Annotated in this window: 15 protein-coding genes; 8 read left to right on the top strand and 7 right to left on the bottom strand. The window is 39.0% G+C overall.

The window, feature by feature from the left end; translation table 11 throughout:
* Positions 1-225 precede the first annotated feature (225 nt).
* The 6 genes from ESZ39_RS12440 to rsgA all read right to left on the bottom strand — a co-directional run bounded on the left by ESZ39_RS12440 (position 226) and on the right by rsgA (position 6,725).
* Positions 226-1,236, bottom strand: a complete 1,011-nt coding sequence (locus tag ESZ39_RS12440; protein WP_191321782.1) for an alpha/beta fold hydrolase — start codon at positions 1,234-1,236, stop codon at positions 226-228.
* Between the two features lie 452 nt (positions 1,237-1,688).
* Positions 1,689-1,853 carry a hypothetical protein gene (locus tag ESZ39_RS17810; RefSeq protein ID WP_191321781.1) on the bottom strand — a complete coding sequence of 55 codons (165 nt, stop codon included), beginning with the start codon at positions 1,851-1,853 and terminating at the stop codon, positions 1,689-1,691.
* A gap of 134 nt (positions 1,854-1,987) precedes the next feature.
* A complete protein-coding gene (locus tag ESZ39_RS18080) occupies positions 1,988-3,940 on the bottom strand; it encodes a M56 family metallopeptidase (RefSeq protein ID WP_146880222.1) in 1,953 nt (650 codons plus the stop codon).
* Between the two features lie 33 nt (positions 3,941-3,973).
* Positions 3,974-4,360: a BlaI/MecI/CopY family transcriptional regulator gene (locus tag ESZ39_RS12430; RefSeq protein ID WP_146880221.1), complete on the bottom strand. Its 387-nt coding sequence runs from the start codon at positions 4,358-4,360 to the stop codon at positions 3,974-3,976.
* Positions 4,361-4,774: 414 nt separating this feature from the next.
* Positions 4,775-5,617: an archaetidylserine decarboxylase gene (gene asd / locus ESZ39_RS12425; protein ID WP_411266881.1), complete on the bottom strand. Its 843-nt coding sequence runs from the start codon at positions 5,615-5,617 to the stop codon at positions 4,775-4,777.
* A 70-nt stretch (positions 5,618-5,687) separates the two neighbouring features.
* Complete coding sequence (gene rsgA / locus ESZ39_RS12420) at positions 5,688-6,725, bottom strand: small ribosomal subunit biogenesis GTPase RsgA (protein ID WP_146880219.1); 1,038 nt, start codon at positions 6,723-6,725, stop codon at positions 5,688-5,690.
* Between the two features lie 210 nt (positions 6,726-6,935).
* On the opposite strand from rsgA, the gene orn reads away from it, so the two are divergent.
* The 5 genes from orn to ESZ39_RS12395 all read left to right on the top strand — a co-directional run bounded on the left by orn (position 6,936) and on the right by ESZ39_RS12395 (position 14,164).
* A complete protein-coding gene (gene orn, locus ESZ39_RS12415) occupies positions 6,936-7,481 on the top strand; it encodes an oligoribonuclease (RefSeq protein WP_146880218.1) in 546 nt (181 codons plus the stop codon).
* Positions 7,482-7,826: 345 nt separating this feature from the next.
* Positions 7,827-8,315 (top strand): DUF4442 domain-containing protein, encoded by a 489-nt coding sequence (locus ESZ39_RS12410; RefSeq protein WP_191321780.1) that lies wholly within the window; start codon positions 7,827-7,829, stop codon positions 8,313-8,315.
* 359 nt (positions 8,316-8,674) lie between these two features.
* Positions 8,675-12,295 carry a hypothetical protein gene (locus tag ESZ39_RS12405; protein ID WP_146880216.1) on the top strand — a complete coding sequence of 1,207 codons (3,621 nt, stop codon included), beginning with the start codon at positions 8,675-8,677 and terminating at the stop codon, positions 12,293-12,295.
* Positions 12,292-12,498, top strand: coding sequence for a DUF1289 domain-containing protein (locus ESZ39_RS12400; RefSeq protein ID WP_146880215.1), 207 nt, complete (start codon positions 12,292-12,294; stop codon positions 12,496-12,498). The genes ESZ39_RS12405 and ESZ39_RS12400 overlap by 4 nt, the downstream gene beginning before the upstream one ends.
* A gap of 31 nt (positions 12,499-12,529) precedes the next feature.
* On the top strand, positions 12,530-14,164 hold the full coding sequence (locus tag ESZ39_RS12395; RefSeq protein ID WP_146880214.1) for a response regulator: 1,635 nt from the start codon (positions 12,530-12,532) through the stop codon (positions 14,162-14,164).
* A 41-nt stretch (positions 14,165-14,205) separates the two neighbouring features.
* On the opposite strand, the gene queG is transcribed toward ESZ39_RS12395, so the two are convergent.
* Entirely contained in the window at positions 14,206-15,351 is a 1,146-nt protein-coding gene (queG, locus tag ESZ39_RS12390; protein WP_146880213.1) for a tRNA epoxyqueuosine(34) reductase QueG, read from the bottom strand.
* Positions 15,352-15,389: 38 nt separating this feature from the next.
* Here queG and ESZ39_RS12385 point away from each other — a divergent pair, with 38 nt between their 5' ends.
* The 3 genes from ESZ39_RS12385 to ESZ39_RS12375 all read left to right on the top strand — a co-directional run bounded on the left by ESZ39_RS12385 (position 15,390) and on the right by ESZ39_RS12375 (position 18,836).
* Positions 15,390-16,916 carry an NAD(P)H-hydrate dehydratase gene (locus ESZ39_RS12385; protein WP_146880212.1) on the top strand — a complete coding sequence of 509 codons (1,527 nt, stop codon included), beginning with the start codon at positions 15,390-15,392 and terminating at the stop codon, positions 16,914-16,916.
* 16 nt (positions 16,917-16,932) lie between these two features.
* Positions 16,933-17,418, top strand: a complete 486-nt coding sequence (tsaE, locus tag ESZ39_RS12380; protein WP_191321778.1) for a tRNA (adenosine(37)-N6)-threonylcarbamoyltransferase complex ATPase subunit type 1 TsaE — start codon at positions 16,933-16,935, stop codon at positions 17,416-17,418.
* Positions 17,419-17,516: 98 nt separating this feature from the next.
* Positions 17,517-18,836: an N-acetylmuramoyl-L-alanine amidase gene (locus ESZ39_RS12375; protein ID WP_146880210.1), complete on the top strand. Its 1,320-nt coding sequence runs from the start codon at positions 17,517-17,519 to the stop codon at positions 18,834-18,836.
* Positions 18,837-18,843 lie beyond the last annotated feature (7 nt).

Here is an 18,843-nt window from a genome sequence, read left to right as displayed (position 1 = left end):
CGCAGGAAAAATAACTCAAGGTAAGGCGCTCGATTGAGCAATAGCTGGCTATTGGGATTGAGAGCAACACAGCCTTGAGCTATTTTAACTAGTACAAGTGAGCAATAACTTAATGGGATTGGTATAAGAGATAATTTTTATGTGTATACCCGCTCGACTTCAAGATGCAGTTTTAGCGCTTAGCTGACAAACCTGCATTTTGAAGTCGAGTGGGAATAGCAATGGTTATTGATGTTGTGAAAACCATGCAATGGTATTATCTATCGCAATATCACGGTATTGATCTATTTCAAAAAAAAGCTCGTGATAGGCACCAGATATTATTATGGGCTTACCACTAGGACAAGCCTCGTGATTAAAATTATTGAGCTTTAGACAAAAATTATCTTGAGCTTTATTATCAACAATCTGTTCATTTTCTGCTTGTAATATTTGTATTGGCAGCGACAATTTTTCGATATCAATAAATAAGTTACTAGTGTTTATGATGGCTTGATCTAGCCAATTAAAAGTGACGCCACCCAGCTTTAGCGTTGGCTGAGCTTGATATAATGACTGAAAACGCTGAAAACGCTTTGCTGAATGCATTAAGCGATTTTGTGCAAATGAACTTTGATTATCATCACTTTGTCCAAAAAAATACCATGGTGTATTAGACAGCCAACGGTTTATTGTTGAGCCTGTTTTTATTAATGCTTTCGCTAACCAATCTGGCGTGCCACCGCTTGATATCGCTATCATCGGAGAGCTTAAGCTTAATGCTTTGACCTTATGTGGGTAAAGTTGCAGGTATCTTAATGCAATAGCGCCACCCATTGAATGTGCTAGCATAAAAGAGCTTTGTTGGTGTTGTGGGTATTTTTCAGGCAAAACGTAGTAGAGTAATTGTTGTAAATCTTGCGCATATTGATCAAAATTTGCTACATAACCCTGTAAGCGGTTTGTTGTTAAACGCATCGAAAGTCCTTGTCCTCGATGATCAATGATAACGCTATCATAGCCTTGATTATCTAGATCATAAGCTAATTCTTGATATTTCAGATAACCTTCTGAACGCCCAGGTACAATAACAATATAAGGCTTTTGCGGGCGTTTAAAATTAGTCGCATAAGCGATGCGAATATGATCACTTGTCTTGAATGATGTTTGAGTCACTGATTGCCAAAAAATATCTATGGCGGCAATTTTTTCTAAGGTAAGCGCTCGCTTACTCGTCAAATCTTTTGCTTCAGTCATTACTGAAATTCCTAAAAATAGCCAGAAGAAAACCAGCAGATAAAATTTGTTATGATTCATTCGCACTATTTTTACCGATCTCAAAGGGTAATTCAATGGTAACTGTAATACCAAGTTAATTAATTACCTGCTCATTTTTAATGGTTAAAATGAATAATACCAGTTCCATTAAGTTTGTGATCTTGTTGTGCGCAGGAAAAATAACTCAAGGTAAGGCGCTCGATTGAGCAATAGCTGGCTATTGGGATTGAGAGCAACACAGCATTGAGCTATTTTAACTAGTACAAGTGAGCAATAACTTAATGGGATTAGTATAACTACAGCGTTATAAAATTTATAAGTAGAATAACTACTTACTAAATTTTATGTCTTGTATTTCTTCATTTTTCCTCATGAAAAAGTAGATCACTTAATTAATCAAATTGGTATAATAGTGCCACGCTTATTTTGTCTTATTGAGCAAGCCCAAGTGCTATTTGTAACTGGGTCATTGTTGAGCGTAGTGCATGAGAAACATCGGCCATCAGCCTTTGATGAGAGCCAATATTTTGTTTTAGCTTTTCAGTCATTAAGTTAACACCAATCGCGCAAGCACCAATTTCATCATTGCGTTGCAACTATCTATGCCAAACATCAGCCAAATTTTCAACAAGTAGCAATGTAAAAAGCAAAAATTCACCATAGTGTTATGCAAGTGTTAACACTAGAGCAGCAGCAAAAGTTTTTAACCATGAGCAAACACCGTTAAGCTTTACTCTAAAAGACTAAAGGAGAATATTTTTGACATGGTGCTTTTGACTGCTCGGCCATTTTTTTTAGCTGGGAGAAAGCGCCATTTTTCCATAGCGTTACGGATGTTATTGCGGAAGTAGTTAACTTTACTTTTCGACTCAAACTGAATGTCTTTAACTAAGCCATTAATGTCTATAGTAAACTCGACCTTAATATCTAATTCTATGCCTTTTCTGTTTGCTGATGCAGGATACCTAGGCTCAGCTGAGTTTAATAGCTGTGCTGCTACCGTACTGGTTTTAACAGCATTATGTTCGATAGCACTGTTGTTTAACTGGCTTTGACTCAAGCGCGTACGACTAAATTTGTTATCTGCCTGTTGTTGGTAGTGAGTACCATATTGGCTTCTGTTTAACGCCGTTATTGGAGTATCTCTGGATGTTATTGGCTTGTTTAGCAGTGCATTAATTTGTTGCGTATACGGGTTTGCCTCTGCTCCAATATACTTAGCGTCAGTACGTTGAAGTGCTAAGGCTAAATTCGATTTACTTGCTGCTATGTCTGGCTGTTGACTCACTTGTGTTTGGTGCTTTAATTCTGCGTGGTGCTGCGCTACATTTTTTTTATTACTTGAATTTACACGCACAAAAGGTAATTCGTTATAATAGGAATTAGTTGAATTATTACTCAAAACGTCAAGCTTATTTTTAGCTATTATTTCGTTGGATTTTTGTGTTTTATTAATAGTTTGAGCTAAATTTGCTACTTTTTTTAGCGCCGGTAATTCGCTGGCACTTGTGTGATCTCTAGCTAATAAATGGCTAGCAAGTGTGGTGTTGGCATGTGTTGGCTCAAAGCTTTCAGGTCTTGGCGTTATTGAGCTTTTATTTTGCACTGTTACAGAGTTATACAATGAAATACTAGCTGACTGTAGATCAATAATCGGTAAGGTTAGTGAGTATTTAGACAAGAGAAAAATAATGCTCAATAATATGGTGAATGAAGCAAGCCACTTGCCGGTGTCGGCCGTTTTTGTGCAGTGTTGCTGTTGGCCTAATAGCCGAACAACCCGTTGTTTTAAATCACCACCAGTAGCCGCCATGGCCATATTTGGAATGGTATGCTGGCGATGTTGCTCACACAAAGAGGCGGTATCGGCCAAGGTATGGGCATAGGCTAATGAACTGCCACCGTGTTGCACGGCAATATCATCGCTACAATACTCTCTTTCATTACGCATTTGCTTTGAAACCCAGTTCACTGCAGGATGAAAAAACAGTAATATTTCCACAAGCGTTTGTAAAAAATTAACCAAGTAATCATGACGTCGAATATGTGCTAATTCGTGCAGTAACAACATATCTAACTGTTGAGGTGTTAAGCCCAACACCATACTAAATGGGATCAGTACCACAGGCTTTAACCAACCTATTGCCATAGGCACATCGGTTTTTTTAGAAAGTAATAAAGCTACTTTTCTCGATAAGCCAACTTTAATAAGCAGCGCATCAAAACGCTTTTGTAGTGCAATATCAACGGTAGTACAGCCCTGCAATGGCAGTTTATTAACATTGTAAAGCTCTATGATTAACTTAAGCGCAAGTGTTGTAACAACAGTAAACCAAACCATAGTTATTAGAGGGAAGTACGCTATCCATTCCATATACCAAGCGTTTGTTGGTATTTTTTCTAGATGAAAACTTTGATCCAGTAAAGGTTGGGCATGAACAAAGTTTGTGACTTGACGAAAATCAGTATCGTAAACAAGAAAAAAAGTGATGATAGGTAAAATAAGGTTAGCTAGCATTGCCATAGAGCTTAAGGCATAGCGTAATTGAGCTTTTTGATAGGATATTAGCGAGAGTAAGGCTTTTAATACCACTGCAATTAAAACTCCTTGCCATAAAAAATGGATAAGAGTTATGGCCAAAGCAGCCAATGATGGACTATGTATTAAGCTTTCCTCAATCATACCGAGTTAAGTTACCTTTTGAGTCTTAGTTAATTAAGATTGTTGTTCTAATTCATTGAGTAACTGCCTAATATCTTCAATTTCTTCTTTGCTTGTTGAATTATCCAATGCTCGCATGACTAACTTTGATGTTGAACCGCCAAAAGCTTTTAAGACTAAATCTTTTAATAAAGACGATTGTGTCACCATCTCGCTATTCGAGGGCGCATAAACATGCGCTCGGTTGCTTTCATCGCGAATAACTAAAGTCTTTTCGTGCATTATTTGTAATATTTTCAGTACAGTAGTATAACCAGATTTTTGGGTTTGGCTGACCGTGTCATGGACTTGTCTAACTGTAGCAGGTCCTATCCTCCAAAGAATATTAAGCAGCGTTAATTCCGCCTCTGTAGGCTTAATATCTGATTTATCTCGTAACATTGAGATTCCTTAAGGCAAATTTATCTAGAATTATACCAAGCGAACTAATTTTCTACTTACTGAACGAGAAGTAGTCAGTTTGGTCTTATTATACGAACATAATCGTATTTTATTGCTGCTATCCTAGCTTGCGATGAATAAATGAGCAATAGGTATAGTTGAATTGCGCTATTTAATTGTCATTAGATTCAAATTATAAGTACTGAAAAGGTTTATTAACAGAGCGCGTTAATTATTGCTCTTACCATATGGTGTGATCGCGCTGTAAAGTTTGTCAATATACCGTTACAGGCGTACCGCTTGCTAAAAAGCTAGCAGTGAGCTCTCAATAAACTCACCACTGGCCCCTTAATGGGCAATCATTTTCATTTTGTACAATGGCTATTGCTGAGCTTTAAAGCGATGGGATAAAATTTATGCACTGGCATCCGGTTTCACTAAATCAGCATAATGTTCACCAAGGCGAGTTACCGTTTCTGGTCCTGCTTGCTGGTTAAATTTCACCATATTCGGCGCAAAGGTGGTAACAACAGTGGAGCCGAGTTTAAATCGACCCATTTCAGCGCCTTTCTCTAGCGTTATTGCACCAGCGCCCTCAGTCGGATATTGCCAGCGAAATACATCTTTACCAGCAGGAGGTGTTACCGTACCAGCCCAAATTGTTTCAATACTAGCGACTATTGTTGCGCCAACAAGTACCATTGCCATCGGGCCATGAGCGGTATCAAACACAGCCACGACACGTTCATTACGGGCAAATAAATTTGCTACATTGTTAGCTGTTAACGGGTTTACTGAAAATAAGTCACCAGGCACATAAATCATTTCTCGTAAGGTGCCGGTAATAGGCATATGAATACGGTGGTAGTCTTTTGGCGCCAGATAAATACATGAAAATTCACCATCTTGAAAAGGTGCTGCAGTTTCCTTAGCGCCACCCAGTAAAGTTTCCAAGCTATAGTTAAAGCCTTTTGCTTGAATAAGTTGCCCCTGTACAATCGGGCCTTGTTGACTAATGGCACCATCAACGGGATAACAAATAGTCTCTGGGTCTGTGATTATAGTACGTGCACCTTCTTCTAGTTCACGGGTGAAAAAGTCATTAAAGCTTTTAAAATCAGTGGCATTTTTTAACTTAGCTTCTGCCATATTAATGTTATAGGCTTTGATAAAATAACTGATGGCCTTGGTCGTAAGCCAGCCAGCTTCAGCGGCGGCAAATTTACCTACAAGTCGTGAAATTCCATGTTTTGGCATTAGGTGTTGTAAGGCGATTTTCAATTTATTTACTAGCACTTTTTTTTCCTTATTATGGGTGTTAACTGTCTTAATCATTAAAGCGTGAGGTCAGGGTGTTATCACCTAAACTGGCTAATATTTTTTGGAAACTGGCTAAGCGCTCTGGGAATATTTTGCCTTCATCTTTCGCTGCAATTAACGCACAGCCGGGATCGTTTTGATGTTTACAGTCGCGAAATTTACAAGTTCCTATGTAGGGGTCAAATTCAATAAAGCCATTACTGACCTGTATGGGTGATAAATGCCACAAGCCAAATTCTCGTATGCCGGGTGAGTCAATCAGATCGCCACCTTGTTCAAAATGATATAATCGAGCGACGGTAGTAGTGTGCTGACCCAGCCCTGAATTTTCTGAGACAATTTTAGTCACCACACCTAACTCAGGCATTAAGGTGTTAGTGAGCGTTGACTTACCCACGCCAGATTGACCGACAAACACACTGGTATGCTGGCTAAGTTGACACTTTAACTCGGCAATACCTTCACCCGTTTCATTACTCATATAAGTGACTTGGTAGCCAATTTTACGGTAAATATTAAGTTGATTTTCAATTTCATCACGATTGCTATCATCGAGTAAATCAATCTTATTTAATAAAATAACTGGGGTAATACCGGTTTGTTCGGCCGCGACTAAGTAACGATCAATAATGTCGGCATTAAAGGCCGGTAACACCGATGAAACAATCAGTATTTGGCTAATATTGGCCGCAATAGGTTTAACACCGTCGTAAACATCAGGTCGACTAAGTACAGACTCTCGCTCATGAACCGCTTCAATTACGCCAGAAATACTGTGTTGAGTTTCTTTGCCTTTACGCCAAAGCACTTTGTCACCACACACTAAAGAGGCAATGCTGCGACGCATATTACAACGAAAAACTTCGCCATCGCTACTCTCTACATCAGCATGTTGGCCAAACCGACTAATGATAGTACCAGTTTCAACTGCAGCGAGTTCATCATCTTGCCATTGTACTTTTTCAGTAGATTTACGTAATTTTTTACTTTGGTTCGCTTTGATCTGTCGCGTTTGACCTTTGGTTAATTTTTTGGCTTTAGCCACAAGTTATTCTCTTTTTATGTTAACTCAAAATTTGTATTTTTAATCTCTGTTGGCAACCGACAAATAAATTTAATCGTGTTACGCTCTGCCGTATTATATACTCAAGTAGCGCTTAAATGCATGTGTAATCGTGCCTTTACAGACACACTCTCTGTAGTTGATCTGGCAATATATATAATTTGATCAACAGTAAATAACCTAGGAATGACAATGAACGCTAACGATAGCAACTTAATTTGGTTAGATTTAGAGATGACTGGCCTTGAGCCGAGTACTGACGTTATTTTAGAAATTGCGACAATCATTACTGATAGCCAGCTTAATATTTTAGCCGAAGGCCCAGTGTTTGCCATTCATCAAAGTGATGAAGTATTAAATAATATGAATCCATGGTGTATCGAACATCATGGTCAATCAGGTTTGACTCAAAGGTGTCGAGAAAGTAGCACGAGTTTAGCGCAAGCTAGCGCTGAAACGTTGGCATTTTTTAAGCCCCATATTACACAAGGTAAGTCGCCTATGTGTGGTAATAGCATTGGGCAAGATAGGCGCTTTATTAATAAGTACATGCCAGAATTTGAAGATTACTTTCATTATCGTAATCTTGATGTCAGTACAGTAAAAGAATTGGCACGTCGTTGGAAACCAGAGGTACTAGGCAAAGTGGTTAAAACCGGTGCACATTTAGCCATGGATGATATTCGTGAATCAATTGCTGAATTGAAAATTTATCAAGCACATTTTTTTAAGCTGTAGTCGCTGCATTTAAACACTAAATAAACCATATAATTAGACGCATTAGCGTCTTTTTTATGCTTAGGCTTCTCTGATATATTTTGTTCTTTAAAGTATTAGTCGATCTTGGACATCACTGCGGTATTTCTCTAATCGCTTAAAAACCTATACTTCACTGTTTCTAGCGATTAGGGTAATAGCAGCTGCATTACTTTAATGGCTACATCCTCGTAAGTACATGTCTCCACGGCATTAGTCTATCCCTGTCGGTTGCTTTAAGAGCTGTGAGATAAAAAAGCTTGCAGGTCTGACCAGTTTGTTTGACAATAATTAATACATGGTACAAAACATTCATCTAGGATATTTATGGTTAATCGCTTTAGTCGGGTCGTTAAAAAAATTAAAAAGTTACCAAAAATCAGTCATTCATTTTTGTTGACGAAATTATTTTGCTCTCAGGTTAAATACGCCAGCACGTCAAAGGTCACTCTGGTTGATATAGAGCAGCAGCAAGTGAAGCTGAGCATGGTAAATCGCAAAAGAGTGCAAAACCATATTGGCGGTGTGCATGCTATTGCTGCGGCGTTATTAGCTGAATCAGCGACAGGTATTGTTTTTGGATTAAATTTACCTGATAGCTGTCTCCCCTTATTAAAATCGATGACCATTAACTATCAGCGCAGAATGCAGGGAGATTTAACCGCTATTGCAACCATTTCAAATCAACAAATTGCCTTATTGACCGAAGAAAAGGGCCATATGGAAATTGCAGTTACTATCACTGATGAATCAGGCGAACAGCCAATTGAATGCACAATGACATGGGCGTGGATCAGTAAAAAAACCAAAAAGTAATAAGCACCAATTATCACAAAGACCAAAAAATGAATGCTAGTTAAAGCAATACCAAGTGACTAAGCTATTCAAAAGTGTTCTCTACATTTTTGTAAAAAGAACAACCATTATCCTTGTATCGCGCTTTGAGCTGATTCTCTAGCTTAATGCTGAAACTGCATCTTGAAGTGAAACGGATATAGAGACTAAGATAAAATGCCTTAGCGGCATGATTAATCGTTGCTAATTAACCCTAAGGCCATACACTGTTAATGGTATAACTAATTTATTCTAGGTTGTTGGACCCTATATTTTGGCGTAATTTGGTTATATAGTTATAAACATATCATGTATTTGACTGATTAGGATATTACCCAAGCATGGATTCGACACTGCCGCTATATCGTCAGCTTAGCCGCCAATTTTTTTTATTGGCCTTGAGCTTTTCCTTACTTTTTTTGCTAGGGTTTTCGTTGTACTTTCAAGCTGAACAAGATTTAGCGGTACTTAAATATCAACAATTGCCTGCCTTTGAGCAACATCACCAACGACAATTATTATTAATTAAAAATAATCGCTTACTCAATGACCTGCTTAATAGTAGGTCTGCGTTAAAATTTGACGAAAGTTATCAAATGCTGAATGAAAACTTAAAAAATATTTCAGGGTTAAGTCAAAACAATAAACACTTATTAGCGCAGTTAACTCAGCGTTTAAAAATGCAGGTAGAAAATGTCACACGCTTAACTGAAAGTGCTCGACGCAATCTTCAACTCAAAGACAGTGTTATTATTCAATTGATCCTAGTCACTGATAGTTTATCTAGTTTAATCGCTGAGCAAACAAATCAGCAAAATGACTTATATCGTCAAATCAGCCAAGACAACTTAACCAAGCGGGTAACCATCATACGGGCGAAGGCATTAAGTAACTTAGTGAATAGCTTAAATATTAATCGTGATTTGCATCAAGGTATCATTGATACTTTAGTCATGTTTAACCAACTTGATTTACAGTATGATTTAGTCGATTTTAATTATATTCAGCAGGAAATTCAATATGATATAATTCGTTGGTTGGCAAGTGCTAGTAATGTAACAAAGAAAAACTCGACTGAAAATGGCTTGATTGAACAAATATCAGTGCTTAATACCTTACTGTTTAGCGAGCAAAACACTTTTGCAAAATGGCATGGTCAATTACGCAGGGCAGCTGATTTTCAGGCTGAATTAACCAAACAGAAAGCTGAGTTGATTCCCCTACTTGATAACACACTTGTCGCACAAGCCCTTAAGTCATCATTTATTAAACAACAGTTACTCGCATGGTTGCTAAAGATCAATATTGACTTGCAGCCTAAGCATTATAGTTGGCTTATTACCGGTGCGTTTGCTTTACTTAGCCTCATTTTTATCAGTTTTCTTTTTAGTTTACGCAGAAAAATAAAACACTTTGGTATACAAAGTACCACTGTCGTTGAAGAATTTGTCACTAAAGGTCATGTGGTAGCAAAAATACCTGGGCTTGAAGTCACAGTAATGCTTAATGCCATTAAGCAACTGTCTCAACCTCTATATCGTGCAGCCGACTTTAAACAACAGCAGCAAGAGTACCAAATGCAAACGGCATTTATGTTTCGTCATAGCGGGGTTGTGTTTTGGCAATTGCCTTTGCGGTCAAAAAAACAGCAAGAACAATTGTCAGCCTTACTCGGTGTTAACGTTAACAATCAACATTGGCGTCAGTGCTTTAGTCGGCTAGATGTTCGGGCTATTTTGTCTATTGCGCGACAAGCCAAAAAGCATCAAAGCGTTGAAAAAATTTCGCTAATGAGCAATCAAGACAAAGCCCTTGCTTTAACGATTGAATATGTCGGTGGCCTGTGGGGTGGCAGTTTATCTGATGCAGAAGAATATCAAGTGCTTAAAGATAATCATGTCCATTTACAACAGAAAATTAAACAGCAAAATCAATCAGATAAGCTCGCCATTATTACTCACAGCGAAAAAACTTTAGGCTTAGTAAATAGCGTAATGCTACAAAGGCAGTTGCTATCAATAACTCAGGGTGATGAACAACTTGCCTACCAGCAATTACGGCAATTAGCGCGTTGGAGTGAACAACAAAAAACTTCTGCCCAATTACGTCTAAACGACTTTGTCTTGACCTTATCTACGGTAACACTTGCTAATGAAATGCATGCAGTTTTGGCTAACGTGAGTTTGGCTGCAGTAGAAAGTAACAATTTTATTTATTTGCACATGGCAGAGAATTTAGCTTCTTTGGTGACACTTGAAAGTGAATTGTTTCAGGCCATGATAGCAACAATATGTCACAAAATACTAACAGAGCAGCGGGATACTGAGCTTGATATCGCTTTGCAAGTTACTGACGTAAATAGCGGCCAACAAACCGTACGGATAAGCTTTTTGCTTAATAAGCCATCGCATGCACAGATGCTATCTCAGGCGATTAACGAGTTAGTGTTTGATGATGAAATAACCACTGAATTTGATCATATTATTGATCATTATTTACGCGATTTGCAGTTAGTCTTTAATGTTAGTAATAAAGCGAGTCAACTGTTGGAGTCGGCTGGAAAATTTTCTTTTGAATTTTCGTTAACCATTGCCGAAGAGCTCAATAAAGCCAGCGAAAGCCAGCCAGTAAACTTAACCAAGTGCACACTTTTAGTTATTGCCACCAACAAAGTTAGCCGTGAAAGAATTTGTCATCAACTTACCAACAGCAAAACTATAGTGGACACAATGCAAGACTTGTCACTATTTCGTCGCCAAATGAGTATAAAGCACCTAATGAAGTACCGCTTAGATGCTATTATTTTATCACCTGAAGTTTACCGTTCAGATTATGATTTGATCACCCAACATTTGGCGAGTTTACCCACTAAAATACAACCTAAAATATTAGTTATTCAGCCTCTTAACTGTGGTGCATTACAAAGAGCAGGACTGTTTTCAGCCAGTAATCTACCTTGGTTTACCGGTGAGTTAATGGCCAATGTTACTGCACTGTTAAGTAATAATAACAAGATTAATTTATTAGTTGAGCCAGAGATTTTGTCACCTTATCGCTTTATACCTAGCCAAGTTGAAGTTTTGCTTGGTGTGATAACTGCCAGTAAACATCAAGCTTTGATCAGAATATTGTATTGGCTTGGTTTACAGGTCACTGTGGTTTCTCAACAAGAGCACCTCGAACGCTTATGGCAGTCGGGGCGTTATTTAGTAGCTATTTGCGAGTTTCCTAGTTTTAACAGTACTATAAATGACTTATTAACCCCTACTCGGGGCCTGTTTGCTTTGACAAGTGATGAAGATAAGTCAGCAGATTTTCTTCACAAAGTTAACTTACCAAAGTCTTGGTCTAGTGGTTATTTAGCTCCAACAGTAGATATTCACAAATTAATTCAGCAATTATCCCCTTGGTTAAAGTCAGCGGTTGACACCGGTGAAGATCAAGCCATATTAGCCTCACTTCCAGGTAAGCAAGATAATAAGTCTATTGTTATGGCAAACTCTGTAGCCAATAAGACCGGCGCTATTGGCGAACAAGTGCTACATCTGGCCAATATTGAACAGTCGTTAGATTTCTCTTCTGGGGCTGAGCAAAAAAATAAACCAACAGCAGAGGCTTTTGATTTAAAGCAATACGCAGAAAATCAAGGCTCAGCTGAGTTAGCCGCTTTTATGTTAGATGAATATTTGGCGGACATTAGTGCTAATATTCAAGCGTTAAGTGCTGCACTAGCGGCGCAAGATTATCACCTGGCTTTAGAGCTTTTGCAGGCGTTAACTACCTTAGCTAATGTTATCGCCGCCCCACTTTTATTGGCGCAATGTCGACAGTTAAGTCAGTTGCTCAGCCCAAAAGCGTTAAGTGGTGCTTTTTCAGTGCAACAAAAAGAGGCATTGCAACATCAGCTAAATCACCTCAAACTATGCCTATTACAGTTAACGGAATTTGCAGAAGCGATATGAGTGTTAAATACCATCAGCCAAAAGACAACGTTGAAGATGTTGCTAGTCCTTGTGTGAGTCATTGTTGCTTAAATGAGTACGATGTTTGTTTAGGCTGCTTTCGTAATATTGATGAAATTATGACCTGGGGTCAGCTCAATGTAGCAGCAAAAAAAGAGGTACTTAATCAGTGCCGACAACGTCAACAACAGTATGGAAAGTAGTGGGCTAAAACAATAGCTAGTAAGGTAAATCATGCACGATGTTGAAAAAAATACCTTAGCGCAACTTGATCAACTCCACGTCTTGGTTATTGACGATAATTTGCTAGTGCACAGTGTTTTAAAAGAAAGCTTATTTGCGCTTGGTATAAAGGAAGTGCGTTGTGTACAAAATGCTTATTATGGTCTTAGATTGTGCAATGAAATGCATTTTCATATTGTTATTTGCGCCTTTAATGTTAAAAGTGACAAAGATGGCTTTCACTTATTAGAAGAATTGAAATTTAAAGGCCATGTGACCAAAACCACGGTACTGATATTTCTCAGTACAGAAACCAATGAGGCTTTAGTTAACTCTATTATTGAGTTACAACCCGATGACTTTTGGACAAAACCGTTAGCGATAAAAAAAGTGCGAACTCGTTTCATCACCATATTAAAGGTCAAGCAGGTACTTTTTAATATCAACAACGCGATAGACAAAAAAGCTTACGCTAAAGCCCTTTATTTTGCCGATCGACATCTGCAAAATGAAAGGTTAGCCCATTATCATCCCAATATTAACCGCATTAAAGGCGAGGCATATCTTGCTTTGCTCGAGTTTGAGACAGCGGAATCTTTTTATCGGCGATTATTTAAAATATATAAATACTCTTGGGTATATTTAGGCTATGCCAAAGCTCTGTTAAAGCAAGGCCGTTTAGGTGAAATTAGCGATATGTTAAACACCTTAATGCATAAGCCAGACACACGTTTTGGTGCTCACGATATGATGGCGCAGTATTTCATCGAACAAGAGCAATACGAGCAAGCCTATGACGAAATTAAAAAAGCTATGGCACTGGCACCGAGAAACATTGAACGTAATAAAAAGTCATGGGATTTAGCACGTTTAACCCATGATTATAAAGGACAATATGTCGCGACGCGCAACATAGCGCAACAAGCGAAAAACTCAATTCATGACTCCCCTGAGCTTTTGCTGAATGTGATCAGAGCGGGTATCGACCTTGCTTGTGCAACCCCAGATGACAGTGCCAATGAAATATTGCGGCAAACTGATCGCTATATCACACAATTTGAGCATGACTGCCAAGATAGAAGTTTTTTTAAAGCACAATTATTAGTGGTTAAAGCTAGGCTACACAATGTCCGTAATGAGCAAGCTAAAGCGATAAAGTTGGTTGAAAATCATATGTCGCTTAGACCCAGCACAGTAGTTGAGGATAATTTAGATCGGGTAAAAGTATTGCATGAGTTAGGTATGCGTGAAGACGCAATAAAATTGCTTGAAGCCATCAATAATCAAATTGCTGGCAACTCGTTAAATAGTCAAGTGGTTAGGCACTACATAGCACAAGAAAGCTACCAGCGTGAAACGATACACTTTACTGCCAAAGAACTTAACCGCATGGCGGTTGAGCATTTTCAGAAGAATCGATTACTACCGGCGTTAAATGCCATTAAACAAGCATTACAACTGAGTCCAAGTAATGTCAAATTACTGTTTAGCCAACTAAAGATATTGATAAAAATTAAGCAAGACGATCAGGGCATACCTGAGCATCTGGTGTTGGTAGAAGGTATTCTTGCTGTACTCTCAACGCTAAATCTTCAAGGTAAAGCTTTGACAACTTTTGATGAATTAACGCTGAAATGGCAAAAGTAAAGCTAGTAGTCTACGCCATCATTTAGCTAATTTATCAGGTATTAGGCATCGCGAGGCATGCCTTTTTCCACCGAACGAATTAATCGTGCGGTTAAACGTAAATTTTTATCTTGTGCTAAGGCTTGTTGCTTAAGTTTTTGTTGTGCTAATGCCCACTCAATATGTTCAGCCACCATCGGGGCTGAGTCTGCTATTTTTTCTGTTAACGCTTCAACATTACCTGTTGAGAAGTTGGCATTACCTAGAGCAACGGCGATATTGCGCTGCCAACATTGAAAGCCAATACGACGAATAGGCGAGCCTTCAGTTTTACTTAAAAATGTTGCTTCGTCCCACGAAAATAAGGTTAACAAGGTGATATTGTCTAAGTCTTGTCGAGGTTTAAAATCATCTTCACTACCAAGCTTTGCAAATTTGTTCCACGGACAAATTAATTGGCAGTCATCACAACCATAAATTCTATTACCAATTAAAGGCCTAAACTCTACGGGAATGGCGTCACGTAATTCTATCGTTAAATACGATATACAACGCCTTGCATCTACCACATAAGGTTCAACTATGGCTTGAGTTGGGCAAATTTTTATACAAGACACACAACTACCACAGAGGTTTTCTGCCTTAGTGTCAGTAATTAATGGGATATCAACTAAAATTTCGCCAATAAAAAACCAAGAGCCTGCTTGCTTGTTAATCAGTAATGAATGCTTACCTACCCAACCTAAACCTGCTTTTTCAGCTAGCGGTCTTTCAAGTATTGGCGCGGAATCAACAAAAGGGCGATAATTGAAATTGTCACAATGGCTTTTAATTTTTTCGCCTAATTGCTTCAGGCGTTTGCGCATTAATTTGTGATAATCGCGACCTAAGGCATATCGGCTGATATAAGCATGATCGCGGTTTTTTAAAGTACGGGCAAATTTTGCATCGGTAGGTAAATAATCCATGCGCACACTGATAACATTCAGTGTACCGGCAACTAACTCGTTTGCTCTGGCACGCATTAAGCCATGGCGGGCCATATAATCCATGGTGCCATGATAGTTATTTTCTAACCACAGTGTTAAAGCGGCTTCGTGCCCCAATAAGTCGACATCGCTGATACCCACTTGCGAAAAGCCAAGTTCTTGGCCCCAAAGCTTGATTTTTTCTGTTAAATCTTGATAGTTAAGAGCAGGTGTAGTCATGGCAGCCGAATGTTCAAACAATAAAGGTGGTATTAAAAGTGTCGAATAGTTTAACACATCATGCTTATAAGGTTAATCAACTACAGCGCTACGAGGCTGATGCAGCACAAGCGATGGGTATCAATTTATTTCAACTGATGGAACGAGCGGGCAGTGCGGTGTTAAGTCAAATACAGCAGCATTTTCCCGCCGCACCTAAGTTGCTTATTGTTTGTGGAAAGGGGAATAATGGTGGTGATGGTTATATTGTCGCCAGATTAGCCCATCAGGCTGGTCTATCTGTGACCGTGCTGGTTAATGCCGAGCGTGAATTGATTACTGGTGATGCAAAACAAGCGTTAACTTTACTTGCAGCGCTGCCGGTAAAAATTGATTTTTACCGGCAAAGTGAGGTAATGCAAACCGCTATAGCGGCGTTTCAAGGCGGGGTTATTGTTGACTGCTTATTTGGTATTGGTTTTAGCGGGGTATTATCGCCAGCCTTTGTGCAATTAATTAGCCAGATAAATAATCAACCATGCCCACGGGTTTCAGTTGATGTGCCGTCTGGTCTTAATGCTGATTTAGGCACCGTATCTTCTATTGCGGTAAAAGCAGATCTAACTGTGACATTAATTGCCTACAAGCAAGGTTTATTGACCGGGCAAGCGGCGAATTATGTCGGTAATTTACAACTTGAAACCTTAGGCGTTAATCAGGCGTTAGCTCAGCTAACCACCGCAGCATGCTTTCGCCAAAGTGAGCAAAATCTACCCGCTATTTTACCCAGAGCACCTTGTAGTCATAAAGGTAATATTGGCATGTTGTTAGCGGTTGGTGGTTTTCAGGCTTTTACGGGCGCGATTTGTTTAGCTGCAGAAGCGGCTTTGCGAGCTGGAGCTGCATTAGTCGGTGTTTGCTGTCATGAAAAGTCTCGTAACACCTTGCTAACCAGACAAGCTGAACTGATGGTGGTGGCAAATTCGGCCCAAACTTTAAGCCGTTCAGCACTATTGAAAAAAATAAAAGTTATCATACTTGGCCCAGGCTTAGGGCAAGAACTTTGGTCAAAAGCGTTATTCAATTCAGTGATCAAGCTGCCTCAGCCAAAAGTGGTTGATGCTGATGCCTTAAGGCTACTGGGCAAAAGTTCATTAAAAAATGCTCAATGGGTATTAACACCTCATTCTGGTGAAGCGGCTGCCTTGCTATCATGCTCGATTGCTGAGGTTGAAGCTGACCGATTTTCAGCGGTAAAAAAAATAGCACAACAATACGGCGGCGTATGTGTGCTAAAAGGTGCCGGTACACTGGTGTCTAATGGTGATATTGTTTGGATTAATAGTACAGGTAATTCAGGCATGGCCAGTGGTGGTATGGGGGATGTGCTCAGTGGTATTATTGGTGCATTAATACTGCAAAGTGAGAATTTATTTGTTGCTGCTCGCTTAGGCGTCTATATTCACGGTCGTGCAGCTGATATTATTGCCCAAAAGCATGGTCAAATAGGGTTACTTGCGAGTGATCTTTACCCCGAAATTCAGCGGCTAATTAATGGTAATTACGCTGCAGATAAGATACTTTAGAAGTAATAACAATACGATGAATAATTTTGTGACAAAAAAAAACTTTATATTAGCCGATGAATTGGCAACAATCGCTTTGGGTAAACAAGTAGCTGAGATTGTAAAAACAGAGTTGAAACAAGGAATTGTTGTTTATTTAAATGGTGATCTCGGTGCCGGTAAAACCACCTTAACACGAGGCTTTGTGCAAGGAATGGGGCATATCGGTAATGTTAAAAGCCCAACGTATACCTTAGTTGAACCCTATGATTTAGCAGACTGGCAAGTGTATCATTTTGATTTATACCGGCTAGCTGACCCTGAAGAATTAGAGTACATGGGCATTCGAGATTACTTTAATAGCAATTGTTGTAGTTTTATAGAGTGGCCTGAAAAAGGTCAGGGCATGTTGCCAGCCCCAGATATGATTATCGACTTAGTTTATCATGACGAGCAGCGTCAAGTTTCACTCTTAGCTAAAACCGCTTTGGGTCAGCGTTTACTGTCAATGTTAGTGCAGTAGTGGGTTTTATTGAGCACCAGTGGTTTCAGCGCAGCGTAATAAGAAAAGCAACAGCTAAAAAAAGGCTCTTAAAAGGCTCTTAAAAGGTAAGTAATTCAATGCGTTTAGCAAGTTTTTCAAAAAAAATTATAGTCATACTTATGCTCTGTCTAGGTTCAGTAAGTATTGCTAACGCGAGCAACGCTATTGAAGGTGTGCGGGTATGGCCTGCACCTGAAAATACTCGTATTGTTTTTGATCTCAGTAAAAAACCAGATTTTAAATACTTTTCATTACAGTCCCCCCAACGCTTAGTTATTGATTTTAAAAACAGTCGAAACTATGTTGATTTAATGTCGGTGATCAAAGCTGATCGTCGAGTGAAAAAAATTCGCACCAGTAGCTCAAAACAACAAGGAACTACTCGTTTAGTACTTGAATTAGCCGATAACTTCCGTGTTTCTGTCTTTCCGCTAGCGCCTGCCGGGCAGTATGGTGATCGGCTGGTTATTGATCTCTATGACAAAAAAAGTCAGGTAATTGCACAACACGATAATAGTAAAGGTAAACGCGATATCGTTATTGCTATTGTCGCTGGTCATGGTGGCGAAGACCCTGGTTCTATTGGTGCTGCAGGCACTTATGAAAAACGCATCACCTTAAAAATAGCCCAAAAACTTGCCAATTTAATCAATAAAAAGCAAGGTTTAAAAGCGGTGATGATCCGCAGTGGTGACTATTATGTTAACCATGACCGTAAAACTGAATTAGCCAGAAAATCTAAAGCTGATCTGCTTATCTCTATTCATGCTGACGCCTTCACGTCATCACAACCCAACGGTGCTTCAGTGCTGGTGCAAGCAACGCGCCGTGCTGATTCAGAATTTAGTCACTGGATTCAAAACAGAGAAAAAAACTCTGAACTCTTAGGTGGCGCAGGTGAAACCATTAGAAAAACTAAGGATAACAACTTAGCGATAGCACTGGGTGATATGAAGAAAGAATATACCATGGCCAGTAGTTATGACTTTGCTGAACATGTGGTTAAGCAGCTGAAAAAGGTAACAAAATTACATAAGCATAAGCCAGAACGTTTAAGTTTAGCGGTGTTAAAGTCTTCTGATATTCCGTCAGTATTAATTGAAACTGGCTTTATTTCTAATCCACAAGAAGAAAGACGTTTAAATAATGCCAATCACCAATATAAGTTGGCCAAAGCAATATATATCGCGGTAGACGATTACTTTTCTCGTAATCCACCTGATGGCACATTAATTGCTGCAACACGATTTCGTGAACACAAGGTCAGCCGAGGTGAATCGCTTTCGGTGGTCGCTCAGCGTTATAAAGTTTCCGTTAGAAAATTGAAATCTGCCAATAATCTCACATCAAATGTGGTTAGAATTGGCCAAACACTCAAAATACCACAGGCAGATTAACTTTCGC

This window comes from Colwellia sp. C1TZA3 (genome assembly GCF_007954265.1).
GTDB lineage: Bacteria > Pseudomonadota > Gammaproteobacteria > Enterobacterales > Alteromonadaceae > Cognaticolwellia.
Note: the sequence above shows the minus strand (reverse complement) of the source record. Positions and strands in the feature narration are given on the sequence as shown.